The organism is Streptomyces sp. AC512_CC834 (assembly GCF_019049325.1).
In the GTDB taxonomy this organism is placed as follows: Bacteria; Actinomycetota; Actinomycetes; order Streptomycetales; family Streptomycetaceae; genus Streptomyces.
Genome location: NZ_JAGMUO010000011.1, coordinates 123447 through 144708, shown reverse-complemented (window position 1 = coordinate 144708; position 21262 = coordinate 123447). Strand labels below are relative to the sequence as shown.

Here is a 21262-nt window from a genome sequence, read left to right as displayed (position 1 = left end):
GAGCCACCTCCATGTCAACTCCCGACATCCGCGTCGAGAAGGGCCACGCCGAGCCCGAGGAAGTCGCCGCCATCACGGCCCTCCTCCTGGCCCGCGCCGCGGCCCGCCCCGTCGAGATCGCCCCGACCCACGGCGGCGGCCGAGCCCGCGCGGGCTGGCGCCGCCTGGAGCGCGAACCGGGCTTCCGCGCACCCCATAGCTGGCGCTGACCCTGAACCCATAAGTAGAAGGCCCCTCCGCTTCGGAGGGGCCTTCTACTTATGGGGGTGCCTGCTCGACGCCGGGCCAGGCAACTCACCTAGGGGCGCGGGGAACTGCGCGCCAAGCCACGACGCACCCGCACCCGGCAACGAAACCGCCCCCGGCAGCCCGGTGGCCGCAGGGGGCGTCGCGCAACCCGGCGCTAACGGGGTGCCGCCCTCTTTGGGACGGGTGCCGCCCCAGCGGCACGACTGCCCGCAGGCTGGGGGGGGAGGAGGGCACGGCTGCCCGCAGGCTAAGGGGAGGGGCACGGCTGCCCGCAGGGTGGGCGGAGTGCCGGCGCTACCGCAGGCGGGCCATCAGCGCGTGCTCCACGAGAGTGATCAGTGCCGACTTGGCGTCGGCGCGATGCCGCGCGTCCGTCGTGATGATCGGGGTGTCCGGGCCGATCTGCAGCGCCTCGCGCACCTCGTCCGGGTTGTACGGCTGCTGCCCGTCGAAGCCGTTGAGGGCGATGACGAACGGCAGACCGCTGTTCTCGAAGTAGTCGACGGCGGGGAAGCAGTCGGCGAGCCGCCTCGTGTCGACCAGCACGATCGCGCCGATGGCGCCGCGCACCAGGTCGTCCCACATGAACCAGAACCGGTCCTGGCCCGGCGTACCGAACAGGTACAGGATCAGGTCCTGGTCGAGCGTGATGCGGCCGAAGTCCATGGCGACCGTCGTGGTCGTCTTGTCCCCCGTATGGGTGAGGTCGTCGATGCCCGCGGACGCGGATGTCATCACGGCCTCGGTGCGCAGCGGATTGATCTCCGAGACGGCGCCGACGAACGTGGTCTTGCCCACGCCGAAGCCGCCCGCCACCACGATTTTCGCGGAAGTGGTGGAGCGGGAAGGCCCTCCGCTAGAGCTTGCGAAGTCCACTGAGCACCCTTTCGAGCAGTGTCACGTCTGGCTGGCCGCCGGCGCTCTCGTCGCCGCCGGGCTGATGGATGGCGACCAGGCCCGCCTCCGCCAAGTCGGCGACGAGGATCCTGGCCACGCCGAGAGGGATCGTCAGGAGGGCCGAGACCTCGGCCACCGACTTGATCTCCCGGCAGAGGTTGCAGATCCGCTGATGCTCGGGCAGTTGGCCCTGCATCTGGTGCGGCTGCGCGGTGGTGTGCACCAGCGCCTCGATGGCGAGCTGGTACCGGGGCCTGGTGCGGCCGCCCGTCATGGCGTACGGGCGCACCAGGGGGTTGTTCGACGCCCCTGCGGGCGCCGGCTCAGGGGTGCGGCGCTGCGGCTGCACGGGCTGGATGCGCGGAGCGTGCGGCTGGTCGTACGGCGAAGGGCCGGGGCCCTGCGGCGCGTACGGCTGCCGGTGACGCGGCACGGAGGGGTAGCCGTAGCCGTTCGCCGAGCCGTCGCTCGGTCCCTGACCGGGGCCGTACGACCAGTTGCCCGATGACGGACCGCCTGGGGGTGTTGCCACTTTTTCCTCCTCCGACTGTGCCTGGCACCCATCGCTGTGGAGCCGCGTCCCGAAACTTTACGGCCACGGGACGCCAAAACGCACCGTCTGTCCTTTAGTTGAGAAGGCTCCCTTGGAGCTCGGCCCGCAGATCGGGGGTCAGAACCGTGCCCGCACGGTCCACCAGAAGGGCCATCTCGTACCCAATGAGACCGATGTCCGCCTCGGGGTGTGCAAGAACCGCGAGGGACGAGCCGTCGGAGATGGACATGAGGAAGAGGAATCCGCGCTCCATCTCCACAACCGTCTGGTTCACGCTGCCGCCCTCGAAGATGCGCGAGGCACCGGCGGTCAGCGAGGTCAGACCGGAGGCGACGGCCGCGAGCTGATCGGCTCGGTCGCGGGGGAACCCTTCGGACATCGCCAGAAGGAGTCCGTCGGCGGAGACCACCACCGTGTGGGACACCCCCGGGGTGTTGTCCACGAAGTTGGTGATCAACCAGTTCAGGTTCTGCGCCGCCTGGCTCATCGGGCTCACAACTAACGCTCCTGGTTGTAGGTGCTGTCAGGACCACGGTGTTCATTCCCCGTGCCCTGGCCGTTCGTTTCACTGCCTGCGTTGCGGCCTCGCTCGACGCCGCGCCGCAGGTTGCTCAGCCTGCCCCGGACGTCTTCCGGAGCGCGGGAGACCTGGGGGCCTCCCTGTGGAGTGGTTTCGGCGGCGCCCTCGACCAGGTTGGCCTTGGGTACCCGTCGCGGCAGGCCCGAGGAGGTCACCCCGCCCGCCTTGGGCTTGCTCAGCGCCGAGGCCTGCTGCCAGCGGTCGTCGTTGGCCGACCGCCAGGTGTCCGCGCCGTTCGTTCCCGGGGCGGCGGCCGGCGTCTCCTGGCTCACGTGCCCCGCGTCGCCCGCTCCGCCCGCACCGCTCGCGGTGGATCCGCGGCGGGGAAGACCGGCGTCGGTGAGCTCGTGGGCGGCGGAGGGGGCCGGCCCCGGACGGTCGAAGCCTACGCGGTCCGCCTCGTTCACGTCAGCGGCCTGCGCGGATTGCGCCCCAGGAGCACCCGCGGGGTACTGGTCCGGATAGCCGTTCCGGTATCCGTCCTGCTGGGGCCAGTCGTCCTGGTGGCGTCGCTGTTCGAAGGCCGAGTAGTTCTCCGGGGAGGGGGAGCCGGAGCCCGCCGGCTGCTGCCCGTTCTGCCCGTTCTGCCCGTTCTGGCCGGGCTGCGGGTAGCCGGGGTCCGGGTAACCGCCGTTGGCCGCGTAGCCCTCGTTCCCGGGCAGGCCGCCGTTCGGCGCGTAGTACTGCTCGTCGTACGACGGCTGCCGCGGTTCCTGGTAGGCCTGCTGCTGATCGGCGTACGCCGACTGCTGGTCGTACCCGCCGCTCTGCTGGTCGTACCCGATGTTCTGCTGCTGCCCCTGGTAGCCGTCCCCGCCGGGGTCGTAGCCGGGCTGCTGACCGGTGAACCGGTCCTGGAACCCGGGCGTCCCGGCGCTCTCGGCGCCGCCGTGGTCCGCCGGACCCGGCAGCTCGGGGGGCGACTGGGCCTCCAGGGCCGCGCGGCGCTCCTCGCGCATCAGCGAGCGGCCGACCGGGTCCAGCTCCCGTATGTCGTCGGGGATCTCGGCGTACCGGCTGTCGTCGAAGCCCAGCTCGGCGGCGGTGCGCATGGGCTGACCGACCTGGCCGAAGTTCTCGCCCTGGAAGTTCTGCTCCGGGATGATCTGCGAGACGGTGAACTCGTCGCGCGGCTGCTGCTCGCCGCCGCCACCGTGGGTGATGGCGTCCGGGAGCATGACCAGCGAGGTGGTGCCCGCCTGCTCGCCGGAGGGGCGGAGCTGGACGCGGATGCCGTGCCGGTCGGACAGCCGGCCGACCACGAACAGACCCATGCGCTGCGAGATCGCGGCGTCCACCGTCGGCGGGTTGGCCAGCTTGTGGTTGATGTCGGCGAAGTCCTCGGCGGTCAGGCCGATGCCCTTGTCGTGGATCTCGACCATCACGCGGCCGTCGGGCAGCCGGGTCGCGGTGACGCGGACCTTGGTCTGCGGGGAGGAGAACGTGGTGGCGTTCTCCAGAAGCTCGGCGAGCAGGTGCACGAGGTCGGTCACGGCCCGGCCGTGGATCTCCGCCTCCGGCACGCCGGACAGCTCGATGCGCTCGTACTGCTCCACCTCGGAGGAGGCGGCGCGCAGCACGTCGACCAGCGGAACCGGCTGGTCCCAGCGGCGGCCGGGCTCCTCGCCCGCGAGAACCAGCAGGTTCTCGCCGTTGCGGCGCATACGGGTGGCGAGGTGGTCGAGCCGGAAGAGGTTCTCCAACTGGTCGGGCTCGGCCTCGTTGTTCTCCAGTTCGGTGATCAGGCTGAGCTGGCCCTCGATCAGCGACTGGTTGCGGCGCGACAGGTTGGTGAAGATCGCGTTGATGTTGCCCCGCAGCAGGGCCTGCTCGGCGGCGAGCCGGACGGCCTCGCGGTGCACCTGGTCGAAGGCGCGGGCGACCTCGCCGATCTCGTCCCTCGAGGTGATCGGGATCGGCTGCACCCGGGTGTCGACCCGGCCGGGGTCGGTGCGGGAGAGCTGGTCGACCAGCATCGGCAGGCGCTGCTCGGCGATGCCGAAGGCGGCGTTGCGCAGTTGGCGCATGGAGCGGCTCATCTGGCGGGCCACCATGCCGGCCAGGATGAACGCGGCGAGCAGCGCGATGACGACCGCGGCACCCGTGATGTAGGCGTCGCGCTCGGCGTCGTCGGCGATCGTGGACGCCTCGGACACCGCCCTGTCGTCCAGGTCCGACTCGATCTTCTGGTACGCGTCGAACTTGAGGGTGTTGACCGCCCACCAGTTCTCCGGCGTGATGCCCTGCCCGGCCAGCTCGGCCCGCGCACTGGTGTCCGTGGACTCGAGCCCGGCCAGCTCCGAGATCATCGTGGTGGGATTGGCCGGCGGCGGCACGTAGTCCGGGTCCTTGGCCTTGGCCTCCTTGGCCATGGCCGCGCCGTCCTTCTTGAGCTTCGCCTCGGCGTCCTCGAGCTTCTGCGCGTCCGCCTCGGTACCGCCGCCGATGTACTCCTCGATCGCGATGCGTTCGAGATAGGCGTACGAGGAGAGGGCGACGCGCTGGCTGGCGAGGTGGCTGGGCTCAGGACCCGGCTTGACCAGCATGTGCATGCCGATGGAGCGCTCCAGGGAGAGCGCGGCCTTGGTCAGCGAGATCGCGTAGACGGTACGGCCGTAGGAGGTGATGTTGCCGGTGCCCAGACCGAGCTCGTTGGCGAACTCCATCAGGGGGTGGGCGATGCCGGTGTAGCCCTCCTCGGTCTCCACGCCCTTGAGCTTGGAGGTGTACGCGGCCGCCCGCAGCGTCTGGAGCTTGGGCTCCTGCTCGCGGAACACCTTCAGCCGGCGCTCCAGTCCGGCCTTGCCGGGCATGCCCTGGGCCGCCACGTCGAACGCGTCGGCCGCCTCGTCGGTGGCCTCACGGGCCTGGGTGACGGTCGTGTCCTTCTCGCCCTTGCCCTGCAGCAGCGGGGCCGCGGTGATGTCGCGCTCGTTGTAGAGGGCGTTGGCGTAGCCGAGGGAGGCCCGTACCAGGCGCGCGGTGCTCTCGGCGTCCTGGGCGTCCTGCCAGGTGTCGATCGAGCTCTTCACCTGGAAGCCGCCCATGACGAGGCCGACCAGCACGGGTATGAGCAGGATCGCGTTCAGCCGGGTGGCCACCCGCCAGTTGCGCGGCGAGAACCGGCCGCCGCTCGGCGCGGGTTCGGCCTTGGGTTCCGCAGTGGGCGCGGGGGCGGGCGCCGCTGTGCGCGGCGGCGGGGTGAAGTTGCCCCGGGCCGATGGCTCGGGACTGTTCTTGCTTCGCCTCACTCGACCAACAACCTCTCGGCGGTCGGCACCTGTGTCGTGCCGCTGTGTCTCAGAACCCGGTCCGTCATCGAGTACGTGCTACTGCTGAGTACGTCTTCGACCATTGGACGGTTCCGGCATTCCAGCACGGCGACCAGCGCTCTTCCAAACAGTGGAACGCGGGGGTTACACGTGATGTAAGCCCCACGTAAAACGGTCATAAAGAGCGAGGCCCGTCAAAAGACGGGGCATTCGTGCGCGCAGCGAGACCAGTTGACCGCGTCGCGTGTCGATACCACCCGATTCCTCTGCCGAAACGTTATGAACAGCGGAGCCGACCGTGTCAAAGGACACAGTCGGCTCCGTCCCGTCTACGCCACGTGACGTAGACCCTGCCGACTTGGCTGTGACCGCCCGTGGACCTACCGCAGGCGGGCCATCAGCGCGTGCTCGACCAGCGTGATCAGTGCCGACTTGGCGTCGGCGCGATGCCGGGCGTCCGTCGTGATGATCGGGGTGTCCGGACCGATCTGCAGCGCCTCGCGCACCTCGTCCGGGTTGTACGGCTGCTGCCCGTCGAAGCCGTTGAGCGCGACGACGAACGGCAGACCGCTGTTCTCGAAGTAGTCGACGGCCGGGAAGCAGTCGGCCAGCCGGCGCGTGTCGCACAGCACGACCGCGCCGATGGCGCCGCGCACCAGGTCGTCCCACATGAACCAGAACCGGTCCTGGCCCGGCGTACCGAACAGGTACAGGATCAGGTCCTGGTCGAGCGTGATGCGGCCGAAGTCCATGGCGACCGTCGTGGTCGTCTTGTCCCCGGCGTGTGTGAGGTCGTCGATCCCGGCGCTGGCCGAGGTCATCACGGCCTCGGTGCGCAGCGGATTGATCTCGGAGACGGCGCCCACGAACGTGGTCTTGCCGACGCCGAAGCCGCCGGCCACCACGATCTTCGCGGAGGTGGTCGCCCGGCCTCCGTCAGAGCTTTCGAAGTCCACTGAGCACCCTTTCGAGCAGTGTCACGTCAGGCGCACCGCCGTTGTTCTCGTCTCCGCCAGGCTGGTGAATGGCGACGAGTCCGGCCTCCGCGAGGTCCGCGACCAGGATCCGCGCCACACCGAGCGGCATCGCCAGCAGGGCCGACACCTCGGCCACCGATTTCACCTCGCGGCACAGGTGGCAGATGCGCTGGTGCTCGGGGAGCAGCCCCATGAGCGCTGCCGGGTCGGCCGTCGTACTGATCAGCGCCTCGATGGCGAGCTGGTAGCGCGGCCTGGTCCGGCCACCGGTCATCGCGTAGGGACGTACCAGCGGCTGGTCGCCCTCGTCCTCGTACGGCTCCGCGTACGGATCATGAGAGGCGGTGGGCGGGGTCATGAATCCTCCGGGCGGGACAGCAAGTCGGTCAGTCAAGCCGTCTGACGAGGCCGGTGGGGGGATTGTGGCGGCCGGACGGTGATTTGGTAACACGGGTGGTGCCGGATCCGATCAGTGGAGCAGACTGCCTTGTAGTTCAGCGCGCAGGTCGGGTGTGAGGACCGCACCCGCGCGGTCGACCAGGAGCGCCATCTCGTAGCCGACGAGGCCGATGTCGCACTCCGGGTGCGCGAGGACGGCGAGGGACGAGCCGTCCGAGACGGACATGAGGAAAAGGAACCCTCGTTCCATCTCCACGACCGTCTGTGCCACGTTGCCGCCCTCGAAGATGCGGGACGCCCCCGCGGTCAGCGAGGTCAGCCCCGAGGCGACGGCCGCGAGCTGGTCGGCGCGATCGCGCGGGAAGCCCTCCGACATGGCCAGAAGGAGTCCGTCGGCGGACACGACGACCGTGTGGGACACCCCTGGGGTGTTCTCCACGAAATTCGTGATCAACCAGTTCAGGTTCTGTGCCGCCTGGCTCATCGGACTCAACTAACGCTCCTGCTGGTGAGTGGGCCGCGGATAGCTGCCGGTCTGTTCGTTACCGGTACCGGCCTGACGGCCCTGTGCGATTCCCCGACGGAGATTGGTCAGCCGGCCGCGCACGTCGTCGGGCGCACGCGAAACCGCCGGACCGCTCTGCTGCGACTGCTGCTGAGCCGTCCCCGGGACGAGGTTGGCCCGGGGTACCCGGCGCGGGAGGCCGGAGGTGGTGATTCCGCCCGCGGCCGGCTGCCGGACGCGTTCCGCCTGCCGGACGAGATCGTCGTTCGGCGAGCTGCGCCAGGCGGAGGTGGCGGGCCGCTGAGGGGCCGCCGGGGTCTGGGGCTGGGTGGCCTGCGGCTCCGGGGCCGCGGCCGGGGCGGCCTGCTGCGCCCTCGCCTCGCGGTCGCCGTGGAACCAGTTGGTCTCCAGCGTGTCGTACAGCGGCGTCCGTCCGTCACCGGGACCGGCGGCCGGGGGCAGCGCCCATCCGTCTGCGGGCCGCTGCTGCGGGGGAGTGCCGTTGGCGTTCTGGCCCGCGGGCTCCTGGGGGGCCGGGCGCTGCGGGGCCTGACGCTGCGGGGCCGGACGCTGCGGGGCCGGCGGACGCGGGGCGCCGAAGTCGTTCCCGCCGTGCGTGCCGCCCGCCTGCGGGCGCTCGAACTGGCCGGTGGCGGCCGGGTTCTGACGGCCCGGCAGGTTGTGCTGTCCGGTGGAGCCGTTGTCGTAGCCCTGGGCGCCGGGGAACCGGTCGGCCTGGGCGGGGTCGTTCGGAGCCGCCTGCGAGGGCTGGCCGCCGCCGAAGACGTCCGAGCGGACGAAGGCTCCGCCGCCCTGCTGCGGGGCGCCCGGCTCGGGCCGCGCGAACTGGTCGTTCTGCGGGGAGTCCAAGCCGCCCTGGCCGCCCTGGCCGTACTGGTTGTTCTGACCCTGCCGGCCCTGCCCGTACTGACCCTGCCCGTACTGATCCTGCTCGTACTGGTCCTGGCCGTAGTCGTCCTGGCCGCCGTACTGATCCTGCTCGTACTGGTTCTGGCCGGGTTGGGCGAACTGGCCCGTGTTCTGCGGCTCGTCCCGGCGCGGTGCCGGGGCGTCGAAGTCGGGGCGGGCGAACTCGGCCGTGGCGGCGGGGGACTGGGGCTCGCCGAACCGCGGCACCGCCGGCATCTCCGCGGTCGAACCCGGGCCCTGCCGCTCGTCGTGGCGCGGCGTCCGGCCGGTGCGGGAGCTGTCCGGCTCGTCGTGGCCGCGCGGGGCGTCCAGCGAGGCACGCGGCACGGGCGGCTGCGCGTTCTCGTCGCTCCAGCTCGGCACGCGCGGCTGCGGGTTGCCGCCGGGCAGCTCGGCCCGCGGACCGCCACGCGGCGGTAGCTGCGGACGACGGCCCTGCTCGGCGTCGCCGTTGCCGTTGCCCCGGCGCTTGCCGCGCTGCGGGGGCGCGGAGGGACCGCGTCCGCCGCCGAACATGTCCTGGCCCTGCGATGCGTTGGCCTGCGAGGCGTTGCCCTGCGCCGCGTTCATGCCCGCGGCCTGGAGGCCCTGCGGAGCACCGGGCGCCTGACCGGCACCGGCACCAGCACCGGCACCCGCGCCGGCCGGAGCCGGTCGGTTCTGCTGGCCCGGACCCGCCGGGGACTGGGGCCCGCGCGCGCCACCCGGCGCACCCGGGAAACCGCCCGCGTCGCGCCCGGGCAGTGCGGCCCGCGGTCCCGGACCGGCACCGAGCCGGCCGCCCGGCGCACCGGCGCCGAGGGCACCGCCACCGCCGAAGGCACCGCTGCCCGCGAGGGCACCGCCGCCCTGGCCACCACGGCGGGCAGCGGCGACACCGGCGGCGGCCTGCGCGGCGGCGGGACCGCCGTTGCCCGCGGACTGACCCTGCTTGGGCTGCGGCTTGCGGCCGCCCTGGGCGACGTCGACGGGCAGCATGACCAGCGCGGTCGTACCACCGGAGTCGGACGGCCGGAGCTGGATGCGGATGCCGTGGCGCTGCGAGAGGCGGCCGACCACGAACAGACCCATGCGGCGGGAGACGGAGACGTCCACGGTGGGCGGCGAGGCGAGCCGCTCGTTGATCGCGGCCAGGTCCTCCGGCGAGAGGCCGATACCGGTGTCGTGGATCTCGATCAGCACGCGGCCGTCGGGCAGCGCGTGACCGGTGACCTTGACCTTGGTCTGCGGCGAGGAGAACGAGGTCGCGTTCTCAAGCAGCTCGGCGAGCAGGTGCACGAGGTCGTTGACCACACGGCCGGCGACTTCGGTGGTCGGCACGGAGGCCAGCTCGATGCGCTCGTACTGCTCCACCTCGGAGGCGGCGGCACGGAGCACGTCGACCAGCGGGACCGGCCGGGTCCAGCGGCGGCCGGGCTCCTCACCGGCAAGGACCAGGAGGTTCTCACCGTTACGGCGCATGCGGGTCGCGAGGTGGTCGAGCTTGAACAGCGAGGAGAGCTGGTCCGGGTCGGCCTCGCGGGACTCCAGTTCGGAGATCAGCGAGAGCTGGCGCTGGATCAGACCCTGGGAGCGGCGCGAGAGGTTGGTGAACATCGCGTTGACGTTGCCCCGCAGCAGGGCCTGCTCGGCGGCGAGGCGGACCGCCTCGCGGTGCACGTCGTCGAAGGCCGAGGCCACTCGGCCGATCTCGTCCCGGGAGTGCACACCGACCGACTCCACCGAGGTGTCGACGTCCTGCGGGTCGGTCTCGGAGAGCTGCTTGACCAGCTCGGGCAGACGGTCCTGGGCGACCTTGGTCGCGGTGTCCTCCAGGCGGCGCAGCGAGCGGATCATGGACCGGGCCACGACGAACGCGCCGACCAGGGAGACGCCGAGCACGAGCAGGATCAGGACACCCGAGAGGATGGCCTCCTGCTCGGACTCGTTGCGCAGCTCGCGAGCCTGCTGCTCCATGTCCTCCAGCAGCTTCAGCTCGATGTTCTTCATCTGCTGGATCTTGGTGGAGCTGTCGTCCAGCCAGTCCTGGTAGGACCGGGACTTCAGGCCCGCCAAGCCGTTTTCCCTGCTGAGGGCGCGACCGGCGTACTGGTCGGACGTCTCGATCACCGGGTTGCCCTCGGTGATCGGCTTGAGCACGTCCTCCGCGCCCTCGCCGTAGATGCTGGTGAAGCTGCGCAGCTCGGACGTCTGGCTCTGCAGCGCGGACTGGGCGTACAGCCGGTCGTTCTCGGAGAGGTCGCCCTTGCTGGTGTTGTTCGCGGGAAGCGCCGCGGCGAGGACAGCGCGCTGGATGGACGCGTACTCCTTGGCCGAGGAGAAGGCCGACAGGGCGCGCGTGCGCTGGATCATGTCGGAGTTGCTGGTCGCCTCCGCCATGTCCTGGGAGAGGTCGAGCAGGTGGGTGATCAGACGGTGGTAGGACTCGACCGTCTGGGTCGAGTTGTCCTCCGCCTCGTACGCCGTGCTGCGGATCTTGGTCAGGTCGTTCAGGTCGCTCGCGATGCCGACGAGACTGTCCCGGACGCCGACGAGCTGGCCGTCCTTGCTCGCCGCGTCGATCTGCTCGGACTGGTCGAGGAAGTTCTTCAGGGCCCGGTCGGTCTGCTCGCGGTCGCCCTTGACGGAGATCGCGCTGGACTGCGAGTCGTGGGCCAGCGGGCCGGCGGACTGGTCGCGCTCCTCCTGGAGCGCGGCGGCCAGCTCCGTGGCCTGCTTGGTCATCTCGGTCAGCAGCTTCATGTTCTCGAGCTGCTGCATGTCTTCCAGCGACTGGTTGATGCGCAGTGCGCCCAGCGAGGTCGCCGCGACCACCGGAAGCGCCAGCAGCGACACCAGACGGGTGGAGATCCGCCAGTTGCGCAGCGCTATTCGCGGGCCGGGGCCGGTCGAGCCCTTGGCCGGCTTCTTGGGTGGCTTCTCGCCGGTTGCGGACGGGCCCGTCGCCTGACCGGCGCGCTCCTGGCCGTCGCCGGACTGGTCCTGGCCCGGGTTCTGGGCGTGCTGGGGCGAGGAGCCGACGGCCTTGGGGCCAGTCCCGCCCTGCGGCTCCGGCTCTGCCGAAGCGCTGCCATCCCTCTTGAAACGTCCCTGCACTAGCGTCGCAACCTCTGGACCAGGCGCCCCTCCGCGTGAACGGCTGGGCACGGTGTCGGCGTCATAGGGGCGCCCTGAATACGCCCCTGTGTTGGTCGTGAGTGACCGGCGCTGGCTCCCCCTTCTCGCCGCCGCTCGGCGCTGGTGTGCGCCCCCTTGCGCCGGCTCGATCCCGCGGCGGTCCGTGGAATTCCAGCACAGTGCAGGATCTCCAACAAGGCCCATGGGACAGGCCGTGAGATACGTGACAGCACGTGAGGGTCGAGTCACCAGACGTAGAAGATGATCACCCGCAAACCGGATGTATGTGCGCGAATCGTCGAGGTGTGGAGGGTGTCCCAGTCGCCATGATCAGCAGCGGAATGGTGCCTTCAGGTGTGCAATGTCGGTTTAGTCGGGGTGGCGTTGTCGTCGCAATTGACCGGTTTGACCCTTGATAAGTGAGGAAACTCACACCCAGATCGTGGGCTCCCCCAGGGTTGGCGGGGAATCGCATGTTTAGCCTGACGCTTTACAGAGAAGGCAAAACCGACAACCCGCGCCCTCGCAGGGGTATCACCAGCCCCTCGGGCGCCCGGACATGACAGGGCTTCGTACAACCGTGAAGACGACGATGATGTTCCACAAGATCGCCAACCCGCGACGCACGACGCTGGCGCACCTCGAGGGCGCCGACGACCTGCAGACGCCGGAACAACTGGAGCACGCCGTCGAGCTCCCCGCCCAGACCGCCAACCCCCGGCGCACGACGCTGATGGAGATTCCGGTCGCGGCGTCCGCCGCAGAGTAGTACGACACCGGGCAGCCGACCGTTCAGCGGCCAGGGGCCTCTTGCCGCGTTAGCCTGGAGCGTCAGACTCCAGCCAGCTCAGTCAAGGGGCCAAGCAACCCGTGCGCATCGCCAGGTTCTCCATCGACGGGAACGTCGCCTTCGGCGCGGTCGAGGGCGACCAGCCGGACCAGCTCGTCCTCGACATCATCAAGGGCATCCCGTTCGCGGACTACGAGCTCTCCGGCACCAAGGTGCCCCTGAGCAAGGTGCGGCTCCTGCCGCCGGTACTCCCCAACAAGGTCGTCGCCTTCGGCCGCAACTACGCCGAGCACGCCCGCGAACTCGGCAACGAGGTGCCCGACGCCCCGTTCGCCTTCTTCAAGCCGTCCACCTCGGTGATCGGCCCCGGCGACGCCATCCAGTACCCCTCCTTCTCCGAGGAACTGCACCACGAGGCCGAACTCGCCGTCGTCATCGGCCGCATGTGCCGCGAGGTCCCGCGCGAACGCGTCAAGGACGTGATCTTCGGCTACACCTGCGCCAACGACATCACCGCCCGCGACGTGCAGCGCCGCGAGAAGCAGTGGGCCAGGGCCAAGGGCTTCGACTCCTCCTGCCCGCTCGGCCCCTGGGTGGAGACCGACCTGGACCCGAGCGATCTGACCATCCAGCTCACGGTCAACGGCGGCCAGCGCCAGCTCGGCCGCACCAGCGAGATGATCCACTCCATCGAGGATCTGATCGTCAACATCTCCGAGGCGATGACGCTGCTGCCCGGCGACGTGATCCTCACGGGCACCCCGGCCGGCGTCGGCCCCCTCAGCGTCGGCGACGAGGTCGCCGTCACCATCGAAGGCATCGGCACACTCACCAACAAGGTTGTCAAGCGTGGCTAGCGCACCCGGCTCCCCCGTACGCGTCCGTTTCTGTCCGTCCCCCACCGGCAACCCCCACGTGGGCCTGGTCCGCACCGCCCTGTTCAACTGGGCGTTCGCCCGGCACCACCAGGGCACGCTGGTCTTCCGCATCGAGGACACCGACGCGGCCCGCGACTCCGAGGAGTCGTACGACCAGCTCCTCGACTCGATGCGCTGGCTGGGCTTCGACTGGGACGAGGGCCCCGAGGTCGGCGGCCCGCACGCGCCGTACCGCCAGTCGCAGCGCATGGACATCTACCAGGACGTCGCGCGGAAACTCCTCGACGCCGGCCGCGCCTACCGCTGCTACTGCTCCCAGCAGGAGCTGGACACCCGCCGCGAGGCCGCCCGCGCCGCAGGCAAGCCCTCCGGCTACGACGGCCACTGCCGCGACCTGAGCGCCGCGCAGGTCGAGGAGTACACGTCCCAGGGCCGCGAGCCCATCGTCCGCTTCCGGATGCCCGACGAGGCTCTCACCTTCACGGACCTGGTCCGCGGCGAGATCACCTACCTCCCGGAGAACGTCCCGGACTACGGCATCGTCCGTGCCAACGGCGCCTCCCTCTACACGCTCGTCAACCCGGTCGACGACGCCCTGATGGAGATCACCCACGTCCTGCGCGGCGAGGACCTGCTCTCCTCCACCCCGCGCCAGATCGCCCTGTACAAGGCGCTGATCGAGCTGGGCGTCGCCAAGGACGTCCCCGCCTTCGGTCACCTGCCCTACGTCATGGGCGAGGGCAACAAGAAGCTGTCCAAGCGCGACCCCCAGTCGAGCCTCAACCTCTACCGGGAGCGCGGCTTCCTCCCCGAGGGCCTGCTCAACTACCTCTCCCTGCTCGGCTGGTCGCTCTCCGCCGACCAGGACATCTTCACGATCGAGGAGATGGTCGCCGCCTTCGACGTCTCCGACGTCAACCCCAACCCGGCGCGCTTCGACCTGAAGAAGTGCGAGGCGATCAACGGCGATCACATCCGCCTCCTCGAGGTCAAGGACTTCACCGAGCGCTGCCGTCCCTGGCTGAAGGCCCCCGTCGCACCCTGGGCGCCCGCGGACTTCGACGAGGCCAAGTGGCAGGCCATCGCGCCGCACGCGCAGACCCGCCTGAAGGTGCTCTCCGAGATCACGGACAACGTCGACTTCCTGTTCCTGCCGGAGCCGGTCTTCGACGAGGCGAGCTGGACGAAGGCGATGAAGGAGGGCTCGGACGCTCTCCTGAGCACGGCCCGGGAAAAGCTGGACGCCGCCGACTGGACGTCCTCCGAGTCTCTCAAGGAGGCCGTCCTGGCCGCCGGCGAGACCCACGGCCTCAAGCTCGGCAAGGCCCAGGCCCCCGTCCGCGTCGCCGTCACCGGCCGCACGGTCGGCCTGCCCCTCTTCGAGTCCCTGGAGGTCCTGGGCAAGGAGAAGGCGCTGGCCCGCATCGACGCGGCGCTGGCGAGGCTCGCGGCGTAACGCACCGCCGGGGTGAGGGGCGGCAGCCGCGCAGGCCGCCGCCCCTCCGCCGCACCCGCGTCCCGCCCGCGTCCCCCGCCCGCGTCCCCCGCCCGGGTCACGACACCCGGCGTCGAGATGGCCGTCCCGGCAGACTGGGGCGCATGCACCGTAAGGACATCGACCCACGCTTCTTCGGGGACCGGTTGGCCTACAACCGGGCGGTCGTCGTCGAACAGCCGCAACGCTGGCTCGTGCTCGCCGGTCACGAGGCCCGCGACGACGAGGGCGGCATCGCAGCCGTGGGCGACATCCGCGGCCAGATCCGGCTGACGTTCCGGCGCCTGGACGAGACGCTGCGCAAAGCCGGGTTCGCCCTGAGCGACCTCGTCCAGATCAGGATCTTCACCGTCGACATCGAGACGGTGACCGCCAACTACGACGCCGTGCTGAGCGAACTGGCCGACGCGGACTGCCGCCCCGCCAGCCTGCTGGCCGAGGTCCGGGCCCTGTCCGACCCGCGGATGCTCATCGAGATCGAGGGCCTCGCCGCCCAGTGATGCCGCCCGCGAGTGAGGGTCACTGCGCGTCGGCCTCGTCGACGAGATAGGCGCTCTCGTCGAAGATCTCCAGTACGACGACGACCATGACCGCTCCGGCCACCATGTACTCCAGCATCACGCCAGGAGCGACGTAAGCCTTGCGCAGGTGCTCGTCGGGGCCGAGCTGAGCGGTCGAGTTCTTCCGGAACGGGTCACGGGCCAGTATTCGCACGGCCCGGTCCAGATGGGCCCGGCGCTCGCCGGGCAGGTCGTCGTAGGCCGCACGGGCCTCGACGGTGAACTGGACGCGACGCGAGGTCATGGCGGGCTCGGTCTTTCGCTCGTCGGTCTGCCCACGCTACGGCATCCGCGCATGCCCGGACCGCCGAAGAGCACCATGCCCACCCCGTCCCGGCGTACCGTCGGATCATGAGCATTCGCGCCGTGGTCTGGGACGTCGACGACACTCTCTTCGACTACACCACCGCCGACCGTGAGGGCATGCGCGCCCACCTGGTCGCCGAGGGACTCCTCGCCGGGTACGGATCGGCGGAGGAGGCCCTCGTGCGGTGGCGGGAGATCACCGACCGGCAGTGGGCCCGCTTCGCGGCCGGCGAGGTGGACTTCGTCACGCAGCGGCGCGACCGCACCCGGGTCTTCCTGGGCCGGCCGGAGTTGACGGACGCCGAGGTCGACGACTGGTTCCAGCGGTACGTCACGCACTACGAGGCCGCCTGGTCCCTCTTCCCGGACGTCCTGCCCGTCCTCGACGCCCTCGCCGCCAGCCACCGGCACGCCGTGCTCTCCAACTCCAGCGTCACCGTCCAGGACCGCAAGCTGCGCGTCCTCGGTGTGCACGACCGCTTCGAGGCCATCCTGTGCGCCGCCGAGCTGGGCGTCTCCAAACCCGAGGCCGGAGCCTTCCTCGCGGCGTGCGACGCCCTCGCGCTCACCCCGTCCGAGGTGGCCTACGTGGGGGACCACCCGGAGATCGACGGACGCGGAGCCGCGGATGCCGGACTGCTCTCGGTGTGGATCGACCGCGGCGGCGTGTACGCGACCGTCGACCCGCCGGCCGGGCCGCGTCGCATCGCCTCTCTCGCCGAACTTCCCGCGCTCCTCGGCGCCGATACCCGTTTTGGAGCCCCGTCCACCTTCAGGTAATGTTCTTCCTGCGCCGCCGGAGAGCGGGCCGAAAGGTCGGAAATCCGGGGGCGCACGCTAAGACAAGACCTCCAACGGGGGTTGCGTTTCAGTGGCCTATGGTGTAATTGGCAGCACGACGGTTTCTGGTTCCGTTAGTCTAGGTTCGAGTCCTGGTAGGCCAGCTCGCAGAGCTTATCTGCGCCGCGGATCACCATCCGCAAAGCCCCCGTTGTGTAGCGGCCTAGCACGCCGCCCTCTCAAGGCGGTAGCGCCGGTTCGAATCCGGTCGGGGGTACAGATCCTTCCCGCGAGGACAGCTTGGGTCGCTCCCGCTGTCCACACGTGGACAACATCCGGCTACCGCCGGGTGGGGATCGCTAGGGCCCCCGTTGTGTAGCGGCCTAGCACGCCGCCCTCTCAAGGCGGTAGCGCCGGTTCGAATCCGGTCGGGGGTACGAACTGGTCTAAACCACATTGGTCTATGGTGTAATTGGCAGCACGACTGATTCTGGTTCAGTTAGTCTAGGTTCGAGTCCTGGTAGACCAGCTCGGATCTGCGGCGGTGCAACATTGAACGCTTGCAAGATCCACGCCCCCGTTGTGTAGCGGCCTAGCACGCCGCCCTCTCAAGGCGGTAGCGCCGGTTCGAATCCGGTCGGGGGTACAAGAGTCCCGAAGGGGCTCCCGCTTCGGCGGGAGCCCCTTCGTGCGTCAACTCCCTTGTGTCTCCCCACGGACGGCGCCACCATCTGAGCTGTATCCGGACAGTGCAGCTCGACAACACGGGGAGGCGTCATGCCGGGCAAGTCCGCGACAGCGGCCCGCACCACCGCCGCGGCCGAGGGGGACGTGACCGTCCTGCTGATCGGCATGCGGATCAACCACTTCTGGGCCGTGCACCACTGGCTGCCCGTCCTCCTGGCGATGCCGCGCATGCTCCGCGAGCTGGCCAAGGACCCGGAACGCGGACTGCTGGGACACGTCCTGCTGACGGCCTCACCGCGGACGTACTACGTCGTCCAGTACTGGGAGTCCAAGGAGAAGCTCTACCGGTACGCGCACTCGCCCGACACGTTCCACCACCGGGCCTGGGCGATCATCAACCGGAAGGAACGGAAGGGGAAGATCCGGGGGCACGTCGGGCTGTGGCACGAGTCGTACGTCGTGCCCGAGGGGTCGTACGAGTCGATCTACGCGGACATGCCCGCCTTCGGCCTCGCGGCGGCGCACGGACAGGTGCCGCTCGAGCAGCGGGGCATGCGGGCGCGGGACCGGTTCGCGTACCGGTCGAAGGAGCAGGCGGCCGCCGGGGAAGAGGCCCCGGACAGGGTCTGAGAACGGAGCGGGGCCCGCCGCGGCGTTGAGGCGGGCCCGTTACCGGTCAGGTGTCCGGTGTCCAGGTGTCCTGGATGGTCAGCCGGTGCGGCGCAGTGCCTCGGAGAGGCGGCCGGCGGCGTCGATGATCGCCTGCGCGTGCATACGGCCGGGGTGGCGCGAGAGGCGCTCGATGGGGCCGGAGACGGAGACGGCGGCCACCACGCGGTTGGAGGGTCCGCGCACCGGCGCGGAGACGGACGCGACGCCGGGCTCGCGCTCGCCGATGGACTGGGCCCAGCCGCGGCGGCGCACGCCGGACAGGGCCGTCGCCGTGAAACGGGCGCCCTGAAGGCCGCGGTGGAGGCGCTCGGGCTCTTCCCAGGCCATCAGGATCTGCGCCGAGGAGCCGGCCTTCATGGTGAGCGTGGAGCCGACCGGGACCGTGTCCCTGAGGCCCGACAGGCGCTCGGCCGCGGCCACACAGATGCGCATGTCGCCCTGCCGGCGGTAGAGCTGAGCGCTCTCGCCCGTGATGTCGCGCAGGTGGGTGAGGACCGGGCCCGCCGTGGCGAGCAGGCGGTCCTCGCCGGCCGCCGCGGCCAGTTCGGCCAGGCGCGGGCCGAGAATGAAGCGGCCCTGCATGTCGCGCGCCACCATACGGTGGTGTTCCAGCGCCACGGCCAGGCGGTGGGCCGTGGGTCGTGCCAGTCCGGTCGCACCGACCAACCCCGCGAGGGTGGCCGGGCCGGACTCCAGAGCGCTCAGGACGAGGGCCGCCTTGTCCAGAACGCCGACGCCGCTACTGTTGTCCATGAAACGATACTCCCGTCTCACTCTGTGAAACGCAAGTTCAATTTTCCGTGGAACGCGCCACTCTGGATGGCACGAAGTCACAACGGCCCGTGACGAAAGGGCCTGGTGGCGGTTGCCCGGAAACACAGGGGTGAGGGCACCGCTTCCCCAAGATCTCTAGTTGGGTCGGCGCGCTGTCGCCGGCCGGAGGGAAAGCGATGGGTAGGACACTCGCGGAGAAGGTCTGGGACGACCATGTCGTCCGGCGCGCCGAGGGCGAGCCCGACCTCCTCTTCATCGATCTGCACCTGCTGCACGAGGTGACCAGCCCGCAGGCCTTCGACGGCCTCCGCAAGAGCGGCCGTCCGGTGCGCCGGCTCGACCTGACCATCGCCACCGAGGACCACAACACCCCGACGCTCGACATCGACAAGCCCATCGCCGACCCGGTCTCCCGGGCCCAGCTCGAGACGCTGCGGGGCAACTGCGCGGAGTTCGGTGTCCGGCTGCACCCGCTGGGCGACGTCGAGCAGGGCGTCGTGCACGTCGTCGGCCCGCAGCTCGGCCTGACCCAGCCCGGCACCACCGTGGTCTGCGGCGACTCGCACACCTCCACGCACGGTGCCTTCGGCGCCCTGGCGTTCGGCATCGGCACCTCCCAGGTCGAGCACGTGCTGGCCACCCAGACGCTGCCCATGGCCCGCCCGAAGACCATGGCGATCACCGTCAACGGCGAACTGCCCGACGACGTCACGGCCAAGGACCTGATCCTGGCGATCATCGCGAAGATCGGCACCGGCGGCGGCCAGGGCTACATCCTGGAGTACCGCGGCGAAGCCGTCGAGAAGCTCTCGATGGAGGCCCGGATGACCATCTGCAACATGTCGATCGAGGCCGGCGCCCGCGCGGGCATGATCGCCCCCGACGCGACCACCTTCGCCTACCTCCAGGGCCGCCCGCACGCCCCCGAGGGCGCGGAGTGGGACGCGGCGGTGGAGTACTGGAAGACGCTGCGCACCGACGACGACGCCGAGTTCGACGCCGAGGTGGTCATCGAGGCCGCCGAGCTGGCCCCGTTCGTCACCTGGGGCACCAACCCCGGCCAGGGCGCGCCGCTGTCCGCCGCCGTCCCCGACCCGGCTTCGTACGAAGACGCTTCGGAGCGCTTCGCCGCCGAAAAGGCCCTGGAGTACATGGGGTTGGCGGCCGGACAGCCGCTGCGTTCCATCAACGTGGACACCGTCTTCGTAGGTTCCTGCACCAACGGCCGCATCGAGGACCTGCGCGCCGCCGCCGAGATCGTCCGGAGCCGCAAAGTCGCCGACGGCGTACGCATGCTGGTCGTGCCGGGCTCCGCGCGGGTGGGGCTCCAGGCCGTCTCCGAGGGCCTGGACGTGGTCTTCAAGGAGGCCGGCGCCGAATGGCGGCACGCGGGCTGCTCGATGTGTCTGGGCATGAACCCGGACCAGCTCTCCCCCGGTGAGCGCTCCGCGTCCACCTCCAACCGCAACTTCGAGGGACGGCAGGGCAAGGGCGGCCGCACCCACCTGGTGTCGCCGCAGGTCGCGGCCGCGACGGCGGTCCTGGGCCACCTGGCCTCCCCGGCCGACCTGTCCGCCGCCGACGTCCGCACGCCCGCAGGAGTCTGAGAGCCATGGAAGCGTTCACCAAGCACACCGGCCGGGCCGTCCCGCTGCGCCGCGGCAACGTCGACACCGACCAGATCATCCCCGCCCACTGGCTCAAGAAGGTGACCCGGGACGGGTTCGAGGACGGGCTGTTCGAGGCCTGGCGCAAGGACCCGGAGTTCGTGCTCAACCGGCCCGAGCGCGAGGGCGCCACGGTGCTGGTCGCCGGGCCCGACTTCGGCACCGGATCCTCGCGCGAGCACGCCGTCTGGGCGCTGCAGAACTACGGCTTCAAGACGGTGATCTCCTCCCGCTTCGCCGACATCTTCCGCGGCAACTCGCTGAAGAACGGCCTGCTCACGGTGGTCCTGGAGCAGAAGATCGTGGACGCGCTGTGGGAGCTCACGGAGCGGGACCCGCAGGCCGAGATCACGGTCGACCTGGAGGCCCGCGAGGTCCGCGCCGAGGGCGTCACGGCCTCCTTCGAGCTGGACGAGAACTCCCGCTGGCGGCTGCTGAACGGGCTGGACGACATCTCGATCACCCTGCGGAACGAGGCGGACATCGCCGCGTACGAGGCGAAGCGCCCGTCGTTCAAGCCGCAGACCGTCCAGGTCTGACCCCCGGGACTTCCAGGAGGCTCCGCAAGGTCGAGTTTCGGCCACCCAACACCCTCGCCGTACCCCCGATCAGCCCGATCGGGGGTACGGCCGTTTTTTGTCCCGCCCGCCTGCGCCTGTCACGGATGTGGCGCGCAACTTCCCACGTTAGAGGCGTTGTTGCCGGGGTACGCACCTCATGAAGGCTGGCCTTCCGGGTGTGCCCGGAAGGCCGTTTGAGGCGGCAGTTGCCCCCTGCGCAGGCGACAACTCGCCCCAGATGGCACAATCTGTGCATGGAACACGACGGCCAACTCGAGCTCTATACGGCGGTCGCGGTCCGGCTCAAGGAAGCGCACACAAGAGTGCGCGCACTGCAAGTCCCGGAGGGCGTACGGATGGCGCTGACCCGGAAGCTGCTGGTCATTACGGCCGCGGCCAAACACGATCTCGCCGGTGCGGCAAGGCGTCTGGATCGGTTCACCGCCGACCTCGACGCGGGTCGATTCCCCGAAGAGGACGGCTGAACAGGCCCGGGACAGCCCGAGTTCGTTGCGGCACAAGGGTGATTAGCCCGTTTCGTGTTTGATTTGCGGTATATATCTGCCTAACGTGCGAAAAAGCTTGAACACATTCGTTCTGGCGATGTCTCCGAA

General features: G+C 70.1%; 20 protein-coding genes and 5 tRNA genes. 15 read left to right on the top strand and 10 right to left on the bottom strand.

The genetic code is table 11. From position 1 onward, the window contains the following. Positions 1–11: 11 nt before the first annotated feature. A complete protein-coding gene (locus KUM40_RS02510; protein ID WP_123626370.1) occupies positions 12–209 on the top strand; it encodes an acyl-CoA carboxylase epsilon subunit in 198 nt (65 codons plus the stop codon). A 334-nt stretch (positions 210–543) separates the two neighbouring features. Here KUM40_RS02510 and KUM40_RS02505 read toward each other — a convergent pair whose 3' ends face one another. The 8 genes from KUM40_RS02505 to KUM40_RS02470 form a co-directional block, all read right to left on the bottom strand. Continuing rightward, positions 544–1125, bottom strand: coding sequence for an ATP/GTP-binding protein (locus tag KUM40_RS02505; RefSeq protein ID WP_009314218.1), 582 nt, complete (start codon positions 1123–1125; stop codon positions 544–546). After that, positions 1106–1678, bottom strand: coding sequence for a DUF742 domain-containing protein (locus KUM40_RS02500; protein WP_217162292.1), 573 nt, complete (start codon positions 1676–1678; stop codon positions 1106–1108). The genes KUM40_RS02505 and KUM40_RS02500 overlap by 20 nt, the downstream gene beginning before the upstream one ends. Positions 1679–1772: 94 nt before the next feature. Beyond that, a complete protein-coding gene (locus KUM40_RS02495) occupies positions 1773–2186 on the bottom strand; it encodes a roadblock/LC7 domain-containing protein (protein WP_030948713.1) in 414 nt (137 codons plus the stop codon). An 11-nt stretch (positions 2187–2197) separates the two neighbouring features. Further along, positions 2198–5530: a nitrate- and nitrite sensing domain-containing protein gene (locus KUM40_RS02490; RefSeq protein ID WP_217162290.1), complete on the bottom strand. Its 3333-nt coding sequence runs from the start codon at positions 5528–5530 to the stop codon at positions 2198–2200. A 401-nt stretch (positions 5531–5931) separates the two neighbouring features. Beyond that, positions 5932–6507 (bottom strand): ATP/GTP-binding protein, encoded by a 576-nt coding sequence (locus KUM40_RS02485; RefSeq protein WP_030188517.1) that lies wholly within the window; start codon positions 6505–6507, stop codon positions 5932–5934. Next, entirely contained in the window at positions 6488–6886 is a 399-nt protein-coding gene (locus KUM40_RS02480; RefSeq protein WP_003973454.1) for a DUF742 domain-containing protein, read from the bottom strand. Before KUM40_RS02480 ends, KUM40_RS02485 begins: the two co-directional genes overlap by 20 nt. Positions 6887–6997: 111 nt before the next feature. Further along, a complete protein-coding gene (locus KUM40_RS02475; RefSeq protein ID WP_217162474.1) occupies positions 6998–7411 on the bottom strand; it encodes a roadblock/LC7 domain-containing protein in 414 nt (137 codons plus the stop codon). 9 nt (positions 7412–7420) lie between these two features. Beyond that, positions 7421–11458, bottom strand: a complete 4038-nt coding sequence (locus KUM40_RS02470) for a nitrate- and nitrite sensing domain-containing protein (RefSeq protein ID WP_217162288.1) — start codon at positions 11456–11458, stop codon at positions 7421–7423. Between the two features lie 601 nt (positions 11459–12059). Here KUM40_RS02470 and KUM40_RS02465 point away from each other — a divergent pair. The 4 genes from KUM40_RS02465 to KUM40_RS02450 all read left to right on the top strand — a co-directional run bounded on the left by KUM40_RS02465 (position 12060) and on the right by KUM40_RS02450 (position 15142). Beyond that, the gene (locus KUM40_RS02465; RefSeq protein WP_217162484.1) at positions 12060–12248 is read left to right on the top strand and encodes a hypothetical protein; all 189 of its coding nucleotides are present in this window, start codon (positions 12060–12062) and stop codon (positions 12246–12248) included. A 101-nt stretch (positions 12249–12349) separates the two neighbouring features. After that, positions 12350–13126, top strand: a complete 777-nt coding sequence (locus tag KUM40_RS02460; protein WP_217162286.1) for a fumarylacetoacetate hydrolase family protein — start codon at positions 12350–12352, stop codon at positions 13124–13126. Further along, the gene (gltX, locus tag KUM40_RS02455) at positions 13119–14603 is read left to right on the top strand and encodes a glutamate--tRNA ligase (RefSeq protein WP_217162284.1); all 1485 of its coding nucleotides are present in this window, start codon (positions 13119–13121) and stop codon (positions 14601–14603) included. The genes KUM40_RS02460 and gltX overlap by 8 nt, the downstream gene beginning before the upstream one ends. Positions 14604–14746: 143 nt before the next feature. Continuing rightward, positions 14747–15142, top strand: coding sequence for a RidA family protein (locus tag KUM40_RS02450; protein WP_217162282.1), 396 nt, complete (start codon positions 14747–14749; stop codon positions 15140–15142). A gap of 19 nt (positions 15143–15161) precedes the next feature. On the opposite strand, the gene KUM40_RS02445 is transcribed toward KUM40_RS02450, so the two are convergent. Then, positions 15162–15446, bottom strand: coding sequence for a hypothetical protein (locus KUM40_RS02445; RefSeq protein ID WP_217162281.1), 285 nt, complete (start codon positions 15444–15446; stop codon positions 15162–15164). A 107-nt stretch (positions 15447–15553) separates the two neighbouring features. Between KUM40_RS02445 and KUM40_RS02440 the strand changes: the two genes are divergently transcribed. The 7 genes from KUM40_RS02440 (at position 15554) to KUM40_RS02410 (ending at position 17605) form a co-directional block, all read left to right on the top strand. Next, on the top strand, positions 15554–16288 hold the full coding sequence (locus KUM40_RS02440; protein ID WP_217162279.1) for an HAD family hydrolase: 735 nt from the start codon (positions 15554–15556) through the stop codon (positions 16286–16288). Between the two features lie 92 nt (positions 16289–16380). Then, a tRNA-Gln gene (locus KUM40_RS02435) sits at positions 16381–16452 on the top strand. A 40-nt stretch (positions 16453–16492) separates the two neighbouring features. After that, positions 16493–16565 (top strand) — tRNA-Glu (locus KUM40_RS02430). A gap of 87 nt (positions 16566–16652) precedes the next feature. Beyond that, positions 16653–16725 (top strand) — tRNA-Glu (locus tag KUM40_RS02425). Between the two features lie 20 nt (positions 16726–16745). Next, positions 16746–16817 (top strand) — tRNA-Gln (locus KUM40_RS02420). A 44-nt stretch (positions 16818–16861) separates the two neighbouring features. Further along, positions 16862–16934, top strand: a tRNA-Glu gene (locus tag KUM40_RS02415). A gap of 131 nt (positions 16935–17065) precedes the next feature. Then, a complete protein-coding gene (locus KUM40_RS02410; protein WP_217162277.1) occupies positions 17066–17605 on the top strand; it encodes a DUF4188 domain-containing protein in 540 nt (179 codons plus the stop codon). 78 nt (positions 17606–17683) lie between these two features. Here KUM40_RS02410 and ndgR read toward each other — a convergent pair whose 3' ends face one another. Continuing rightward, positions 17684–18400, bottom strand: a complete 717-nt coding sequence (gene ndgR, locus KUM40_RS02405) for an IclR family transcriptional regulator NdgR (RefSeq protein WP_217162275.1) — start codon at positions 18398–18400, stop codon at positions 17684–17686. A 197-nt stretch (positions 18401–18597) separates the two neighbouring features. Between ndgR and leuC the strand changes: the two genes are divergently transcribed. The 3 genes from leuC to KUM40_RS02390 all read left to right on the top strand — a co-directional run bounded on the left by leuC (position 18598) and on the right by KUM40_RS02390 (position 21133). Next, the gene (gene leuC / locus KUM40_RS02400; protein WP_217162273.1) at positions 18598–20028 is read left to right on the top strand and encodes a 3-isopropylmalate dehydratase large subunit; all 1431 of its coding nucleotides are present in this window, start codon (positions 18598–18600) and stop codon (positions 20026–20028) included. Positions 20029–20033: 5 nt separating this feature from the next. Further along, on the top strand, positions 20034–20627 hold the full coding sequence (gene leuD, locus KUM40_RS02395) for a 3-isopropylmalate dehydratase small subunit (RefSeq protein WP_217162271.1): 594 nt from the start codon (positions 20034–20036) through the stop codon (positions 20625–20627). A gap of 275 nt (positions 20628–20902) precedes the next feature. After that, a complete protein-coding gene (locus tag KUM40_RS02390) occupies positions 20903–21133 on the top strand; it encodes a hypothetical protein (RefSeq protein ID WP_030188537.1) in 231 nt (76 codons plus the stop codon). Positions 21134–21262: the final 129 nt, after the last annotated feature.

Excerpts from the sequence above, each read along its gene's own strand:
- KUM40_RS02475 (WP_217162474.1), bottom strand. The coding sequence starts at position 7,411 with ATGAGCCAGGCGGCACAGAACCTGAACTGGTTGATCACGAATTTCGTG.
- KUM40_RS02410 (WP_217162277.1), top strand. The coding sequence starts at position 17,066 with ATGCCGGGCAAGTCCGCGACAGCGGCCCGCACCACCGCCGCGGCCGAG.
- ndgR (WP_217162275.1), bottom strand. The coding sequence starts at position 18,400 with ATGGACAACAGTAGCGGCGTCGGCGTTCTGGACAAGGCGGCCCTCGTC.
- KUM40_RS02450 (WP_217162282.1), top strand. The coding sequence starts at position 14,747 with ATGCACCGTAAGGACATCGACCCACGCTTCTTCGGGGACCGGTTGGCC.
- leuD (WP_217162271.1), top strand. The coding sequence starts at position 20,034 with ATGGAAGCGTTCACCAAGCACACCGGCCGGGCCGTCCCGCTGCGCCGC.
- KUM40_RS02495 (WP_030948713.1), bottom strand. The coding sequence starts at position 2,186 with ATGAGCCAGGCGGCGCAGAACCTGAACTGGTTGATCACCAACTTCGTG.
- KUM40_RS02440 (WP_217162279.1), top strand. The coding sequence starts at position 15,554 with ATGAGCATTCGCGCCGTGGTCTGGGACGTCGACGACACTCTCTTCGAC.
- KUM40_RS02390 (WP_030188537.1), top strand. The coding sequence starts at position 20,903 with ATGGAACACGACGGCCAACTCGAGCTCTATACGGCGGTCGCGGTCCGG.
- KUM40_RS02480 (WP_003973454.1), bottom strand. The coding sequence starts at position 6,886 with ATGACCCCGCCCACCGCCTCTCATGATCCGTACGCGGAGCCGTACGAG.
- KUM40_RS02510 (WP_123626370.1), top strand. The coding sequence starts at position 12 with ATGTCAACTCCCGACATCCGCGTCGAGAAGGGCCACGCCGAGCCCGAG.
- KUM40_RS02445 (WP_217162281.1), bottom strand. The coding sequence starts at position 15,446 with ATGACCTCGCGTCGCGTCCAGTTCACCGTCGAGGCCCGTGCGGCCTAC.
- leuC (WP_217162273.1), top strand. The coding sequence starts at position 18,598 with ATGGGTAGGACACTCGCGGAGAAGGTCTGGGACGACCATGTCGTCCGG.